Annotated in this window: 9 protein-coding genes; 1 reads left to right on the forward strand and 8 read right to left on the reverse strand. The window is 70.8% G+C overall.

Translation table 11 applies throughout. From position 1 onward, the window contains the following. The 6 genes from ccmI to E4O86_RS22150 all read right to left on the reverse strand — a co-directional run. A partial coding sequence (gene ccmI, locus E4O86_RS22125) for a c-type cytochrome biogenesis protein CcmI (RefSeq protein WP_246206556.1) occupies positions 1-291 on the reverse strand: 291 nt, incomplete at its 3' end. A gap of 107 nt (positions 292-398) precedes the next feature. Continuing rightward, positions 399-875, reverse strand: coding sequence for a glycine zipper 2TM domain-containing protein (locus tag E4O86_RS22130; protein WP_161142714.1), 477 nt, complete (start codon positions 873-875; stop codon positions 399-401). 90 nt (positions 876-965) lie between these two features. Then, positions 966-2,333 (reverse strand): ATP-binding protein, encoded by a 1,368-nt coding sequence (locus E4O86_RS22135; protein WP_161142715.1) that lies wholly within the window; start codon positions 2,331-2,333, stop codon positions 966-968. Continuing rightward, positions 2,323-2,991, reverse strand: a complete 669-nt coding sequence (locus tag E4O86_RS22140; RefSeq protein WP_161142716.1) for a response regulator transcription factor — start codon at positions 2,989-2,991, stop codon at positions 2,323-2,325. The genes E4O86_RS22135 and E4O86_RS22140 overlap by 11 nt, the downstream gene beginning before the upstream one ends. 22 nt (positions 2,992-3,013) lie before the next feature. Continuing rightward, the gene (locus E4O86_RS22145; protein ID WP_161142717.1) at positions 3,014-3,463 is read right to left on the reverse strand and encodes a PepSY domain-containing protein; all 450 of its coding nucleotides are present in this window, start codon (positions 3,461-3,463) and stop codon (positions 3,014-3,016) included. A gap of 114 nt (positions 3,464-3,577) precedes the next feature. Beyond that, complete coding sequence (locus E4O86_RS22150; protein WP_161142718.1) at positions 3,578-3,769, reverse strand: hypothetical protein; 192 nt, start codon at positions 3,767-3,769, stop codon at positions 3,578-3,580. A gap of 156 nt (positions 3,770-3,925) precedes the next feature. On the opposite strand from E4O86_RS22150, the gene E4O86_RS22155 reads away from it, so the two are divergent. Next, positions 3,926-4,720, forward strand: a complete 795-nt coding sequence (locus E4O86_RS22155) for a sulfotransferase family 2 domain-containing protein (RefSeq protein ID WP_161142719.1) — start codon at positions 3,926-3,928, stop codon at positions 4,718-4,720. A gap of 4 nt (positions 4,721-4,724) precedes the next feature. On the opposite strand, the gene E4O86_RS22160 is transcribed toward E4O86_RS22155, so the two are convergent. Both E4O86_RS22160 and E4O86_RS22165 read right to left on the reverse strand, forming a co-directional pair. Next, positions 4,725-5,408, reverse strand: a complete 684-nt coding sequence (locus E4O86_RS22160) for an NlpC/P60 family protein (RefSeq protein ID WP_161142720.1) — start codon at positions 5,406-5,408, stop codon at positions 4,725-4,727. Between the two features lie 63 nt (positions 5,409-5,471). Next, a complete protein-coding gene (locus E4O86_RS22165; protein WP_161142721.1) occupies positions 5,472-5,681 on the reverse strand; it encodes a hypothetical protein in 210 nt (69 codons plus the stop codon). Positions 5,682-5,790: the final 109 nt, after the last annotated feature.

Below are 5,790 nucleotides of genomic sequence, written 5' to 3' on the forward strand. Positions count from 1 at the left end.
CGCCCGGCGCCGCTCAGCGCGGCCGCCTGCTGCCGGCGGCGCCTGCGCCGCTTCGGCCGCGAGCAGCCGCCGCGCAATCTCCGCGCGCGCGGATTCCGCCTCCTCCGTGCCGATCAGGCCCGCGGCGCGCTCACGCTCCAGTTCCTGCAACTGGTCGCGATAGACCGCCGCGTCGTGGGCCCTGCCCTCGGGGCCCGCCTTCGGCACGCGGCCGAGCGGAACCAGCACCGCCAGGACGGCGGCGCCGGTCAGAATCGTCAGCAAGATCCAAAACAGCACGGCGGCTCGCAATCCTCGCTTGCCGCCGCATGTAGTCCGTCCTGGAACGGGCTACAATGCGACCGTCGGACATCGCCCCGAATGGCAGCCTTCGGCTTTGATCCCGGTCAAGGGCGAGTTCAGCTCACCACGCGCCAGCTGCCGTCGGGCTGGCGGCAGGCAGTGCCGCGCGCAACCTGCGGACGGCCGTCGATATAGACGCTGTGCGTATAGTCGCGGCAGTCGAGCGCGTTGACGGTGTAGCCGGGGCCGACGACCACCTCGCCATAGGTGCCCGTCGCCTCGTTCCGCCAGTTCTCCGGCCGGCCGGCGCGGCCGTATTCGAGCGCCCGGTACTCGGCATCCATCGCGATCTGGCGGTCGCGCTCGTCGATCGAGCGCCCGATCTGCGAGCCGATCAGGCCGCCCGCCGCCGCGCCGAGCGTCGCCGCCACGACCTTGCCCGCGCCGCCGCCGAACCGGCTGCCGATCACGCCCCCGGCGACCGCGCCCGTCAGCGCCCCGACGCCTTCGGCCGGCGGGCCTCCGTTCGGCCCGGTGCTGCATCCGGCGACGAGAACCGAGGCCGTCGCCGCCGCAATTGCAATCTTCCGCATCTCGAGATCCCTTCCCGTCCCGCCGCCGGATATCTCGTCGGCAAACGTTGCCCCTCCGCCCGAGTTCCAGCACAGAATGGCGAAATTGGGTCAGAGGTCCTCCTTCGTCGCGCTTGGCAGCACGAGGCTGGCGGAAAGGCCGCCGAGCCCCCCTTCCGTGAGCGAAAGCGAGCCGCCATAGATGCTCGCCAGCTCGATCACGATGGAGAGGCCGAGGCCCGATCCCGGCTTGCTCTCGTCGAGCCGGCCGCCCCGCGCGAGCGCGGCCGCCTTCTGCGCGTCGGGAAGGCCGGGGCCGTCGTCCTCCACGATGACGACGAGCAGCGGACGGCGCCGGTCGGCGCGGCCGGAGACGACGATCCGCACGCGCCCGCGCGCCCATTTGCAGGCATTGTCGAAGAGATTGCCGATCATCTCCTCGAGGTCGTGCCGCTCTCCGCGGAAGCGCAGGTCGGGCTTCGATTCGACGGAGATTTCAAGCGCGCGGTCCTGGTAGATCTTGCGCATGACGCGCGTGAGCCCGTCGAGCACGGGCCCGACCGGCGTCACCGCCCCGATGACGTTCGACTGCGCGGCGATGCGCGCGCGGTCGAGATGATGCCCGACCTGGTCGCGCATCAGCGCCACCTGTTCGGCCACCTTGCGGGCAAGCGGATGAGCGACGTCGCGCGATTCGTTCTGGAGCACCGCGAGCGGCGTCTTCAGTGCATGCGCGAGGTTGCCGACATGGGTACGGGCGCGCTCGACGATCTCGCGGTTGGAGGTGAGGAGCGCGTTGAGGTCGGCGACGAGGGGCGCGATCTCGGCCGGGAACTCGCCCTCGAGCTGGGCGGCTTCGCCCTGGCGCACCCGGCGCAGCGCCCACCGGACGTCGCGCAGCGGCCTCAGTCCGAATCGGATCAGGAGCGCGACGGCGAGCGCGAGCAGGATGGCGAGCGCGCCGAGGGTGAGCCCGACGATGGTTCCGAACCGGGCGACCTCCTGCGCCAGCGCGTCGGCGTCTCCGGCGACGAGGACGGCGTAGCTCGGACCTTCGCCGACCGTGATGAGCCTTTCGAGCGCGCGCAGGCGCTTGTCGTCCGGCCCGGTGATCTCGAGCACGCGCTGGTCGTCGGCGCGCGAGGGCAGGTCGAGCTCGGGAAGGCTGTCGCCGAAGAGGGAGAACGAGGCCGCCACGACTTCGCCGGTCCGGGTATCGCGGATCTGCCAGTACCAGCCGGATTGCGGCAGCGAGAAGCGCGGCTCGGCGATCATGTCGGCGCTCGCGGTGTCGACCCCCGTCTCGGAGATTGCGGCTCCGACAAGCGCGCTGAGGAGCGAGCTCAGCCGGTCGTCGAACGCCCGCTCGGCCGATTGCCGGAACAGCGAGACGAAGACGACCGCCGCGATCAGAAGGGCGAAGGCGCTGCCGGTCGCCCCGATCAGGGCGAGCCGGAACGTCAGTGATTTAGGACGCATCCGCCGCCGCGATCCGGTACCCCATGCCGCGCACGGTCTCGATCACGTCGATCCCGAGCTTCTTCCGGAGCCGTCCGACGAAGACCTCGATCGTGTTGGAATCGCGGTCGAAGTCCTGGTCGTAGACGTGCTCGGTGAGCTCCGTGCGCGAGACCACCTTCCCCGAATGGTGCATCAGGTACTCGAGCACCTTGTATTCGTGGGCGGTGAGCTTGACCGGCCGGCCGTCGACGGTCACGCGGCCCGACTTCAGGTCGAGCCTCAGCGGCCCGACCGCGAGCTCGTTCGAGGCATGCCCCGCCGCGCGGCGGACGAGCGCGCGGATCCGCGCGAGCACCTCCTCGATGTGGAAAGGCTTCGCCACGTAGTCGTCGGCCCCGGCATCGATGCCCTGCACCTTGTCCGACCAGCGGTCGCGCGCGGTGAGAAGCAGGACCGGCATGGTCCGTCCCTCGCGGCGCCATTGTTCGAGGACGCTGAGCCCGTCCATCTGCGGCAGGCCGATATCGAGGATCACGGCGTCGTAGGGCTCGGTATCCCCGAGGAAATGTCCCTCCTGGCCGTCGAAGGCCGCGTCGACCACGTAGCCGGTCTCGCGCAGCGCGTCGGCGAGTTGCGCGTTGAGGTCCTTGTCGTCTTCGATCACCAGAACCCGCATCGCGTTCCCCTTTCCGGCCTCGTCAATTGGCCGGAATGGTCAGCGTGCGCAACTGGCCGCCGGGTCCGAGCACGCCGACCTCGTAGACCAGGGTCCCGCCGCGCGCGCAGAGGGCGGCGCGCACCGGCTGGCCGGGAACGCCCGAGCGCCGCAGGGCCGCGGAAAGCGAGATCACCTGCTGCCCCCGCACATAGCCGTTCGCCTGCTGCTGGGAAAGGCAGCCGGACGGCAGCGCCGGTGCCGGCGCCGGCTGCGGCGCGGCTGGCGCCACGAAAGGCGCGAGCGGAGCAGCCGGCGCCGGGGGATGGAATTGCCGGCCCTTCATCTGTCCGGGAGGGATCTTGGCGTTGGGCCTGCCGTGGAGGAAGGGCGGTCCGCCCCGTCCCCGTCCCGGGTCGGGCTGCGCGAGCGTCGCCGGCGTCGCCAGCAAGACGGCGATCGCAGCGATCAGGACTGCTCGGAACACCCTCATGAACGCCGTTTTTTGCATCTCGCGCCTGAACCGGCGCTGAATGATCCACTCGTTGAACGGAGAGGACAGGTGGCGTCAAACGGCGTTTTGCGCAAGAAGAACCGCGCCGACCGCTCAGGCTGAACTGTTTGCCGGCGCCAGATAGACGGCCGCGAAGCCGATTCCGGCATTGATGATTCCGACCAGAACGTAGCCCCACCAGGGCATGACTACTGAATCCGGCACGACCACGAGCGCGCTGCCTGTCGCCGCGATCGCGCTTGCCGTCGCGCCGGCGATCGCCTTGGAAACCTGCCTGAGATCCATTTGTCTGTCCTTTTCGTCTGAAGTTGAAGGGTTCCCGGTGCGCGCCGGGGCCGCGCCGGCGCGCCGGCGCGTTGACGGCGGGGCCGCGAGCCGCGAGAACGGGCGGAACGAAACGGGAGGATTGTTCCGAAGTCCGGACGAAGGGAGAGCAGCGCGATGGTGCGGACCTTCCGCTATTCCGCGGCGAGCGACGGGCCCCTTTCGGCCAATCCGGCGCACGCTTTCGCCGCGCGGCACGCGCTGAGGCTCTATCGGGCCGACGCGGTCTACACGATGATCCCGAAGAACGCCTGCTCGACCATGCGGCTCTCGCTCGCGAAGGCGAACGGCTGCGTCGGCTCCGCCGCCGATTTCTTCTGGATCCACGCCAACAACGACACCTTCTCCGCCGACCTCCCGAGCCTTGCGCGCGCCCGCTACACCTTCGTGTTCCTCAGATGCCCGTTCCGGCGCCTCGCGAGCGCCTATCTCGACAAGATGGTCGCGCGCGAGCCGCCGATGTGGCAGCTCCTCGATCTCGACCGGCGTGCCGTCGCGCCGGCGGATCTCACGTTCCGGACCTTCGTCCGGCTGGTCACGCGGAAGGATGCCCTGCGGGAGAACCACCATTGGCGCCCGCAGGTCGATTTCCTCGTCTATGACGCCTATGACGACTGGTTCCGCGTCGAGGCTTTCGCGGCTGCCGCCGAGCGCCTCGCGGAGCGGACGGGCATCGAGATCCTCGACGCCCGGGGCCTGACGCGCCACGGGACCGAGACGTACCGGAAGATGGCCGGAGATCCGGACCTGCCGCCGCTCGATATCCTCCTCCTGCAGCGCGGAGGCGAAAGCCCCGACCCGGCGACGCTCTATGACGGCGAGCTGGTCGATCGGGTCGGCGCGGCTTACGGCGCGGATGTCGAGCTCTATCGCTCGCTGTTCGGCCCCGATGCGCTGATGTTTCCGGCCTGAGCCGTCAGGCCTCGTTCGCGGAAAGCACTCCCCCGCCGGCGGCGCGCATTGTCTCCGACCGCGCGAAGGCGGCGCTCCTCGGCCAGCGCGCGCCGAGAAGCCGGCTGCGGGCGATGCGCGCGACGTTCACCGCGTTCGACTGGTTGCCGCCGAGCACGTGGAACGCCGTCGCGTCCTCCCCGGCATGGAAGCCGACATGGCCCGACCACGACGAACCGGGGCGGGAGAAGACGAGCACGGCGCCCTTCTGCGCCGGGGCGGCCGCGCCGAAGCGCAGCCAGTTGCGGGCGCCGAGCGGGTTGGCCGGCAGCGCCTCGTCCGGCAGCGCGGCGGCGATGCAGTGCGCCACGAAGAGCCCGCACCAGGGCGTCTCGTCGTCGCGATAGCCGAGCCCGAGCCGGCGCGCCCAGCCGATGATCGCCGGATTGTGCTGCCGTCCCGCGATCTCGCGGGTCCCCATGAGGCGCTCGGCCTCGGCGTACCACGGCAGCGCCTGCGCGCTCGCGCCCGCGGGTTCCGGGAACAGCGCCGCGATGGTGAGCGGCCCGGCGATGCCGTCCGCGAGGAGCCCGCGATCCGTCTGGAACCGCTTCACGGCGGCGATCGTGAGCCGCCCGCGAATGCCGTCGAGCGGCCCCGGATCGTAGCCGAGCGCGGCGAGCCGCCGCTGGATCTCGAGCGTCGTCATGAGGACCTCCAATCATGAAAAGGCCCGCCGGAGGGGCGGGCCAGGGCTGGATGTGCGGACGGCTCACCCGGTCTCGGGCGGCGCGAAAGCCTCGCCGTCCCATGTCCATCCGATGCCGGTCCCGGCCGGACAGGGGATCGCCTCGCCGGCATCCGGCGTCCATTCGGCCTCGCCGTCCCAGAGCGCCACGTTGGTGACGATGCCGCCCTCGACGATCGCGTATCTTTCCACTTCGCCCATCGCCCGCCTCACCCGATCGAGATCACCCAGCATTCGCCCCGGCCGCCGTCGCCGCCCTTGCCGGAGGCGAGGCCGTTCCGCGCCGCGCCTCCGCCGCCGCCTCCGCCGCCCGGCGCGCCGCCATTGCCGCCTGCCCCGCCGT

This window comes from Propylenella binzhouense (genome assembly GCF_009866965.1).
In the GTDB taxonomy this organism is placed as follows: domain Bacteria; phylum Pseudomonadota; class Alphaproteobacteria; order Rhizobiales; family Afifellaceae; genus Propylenella; species Propylenella binzhouense.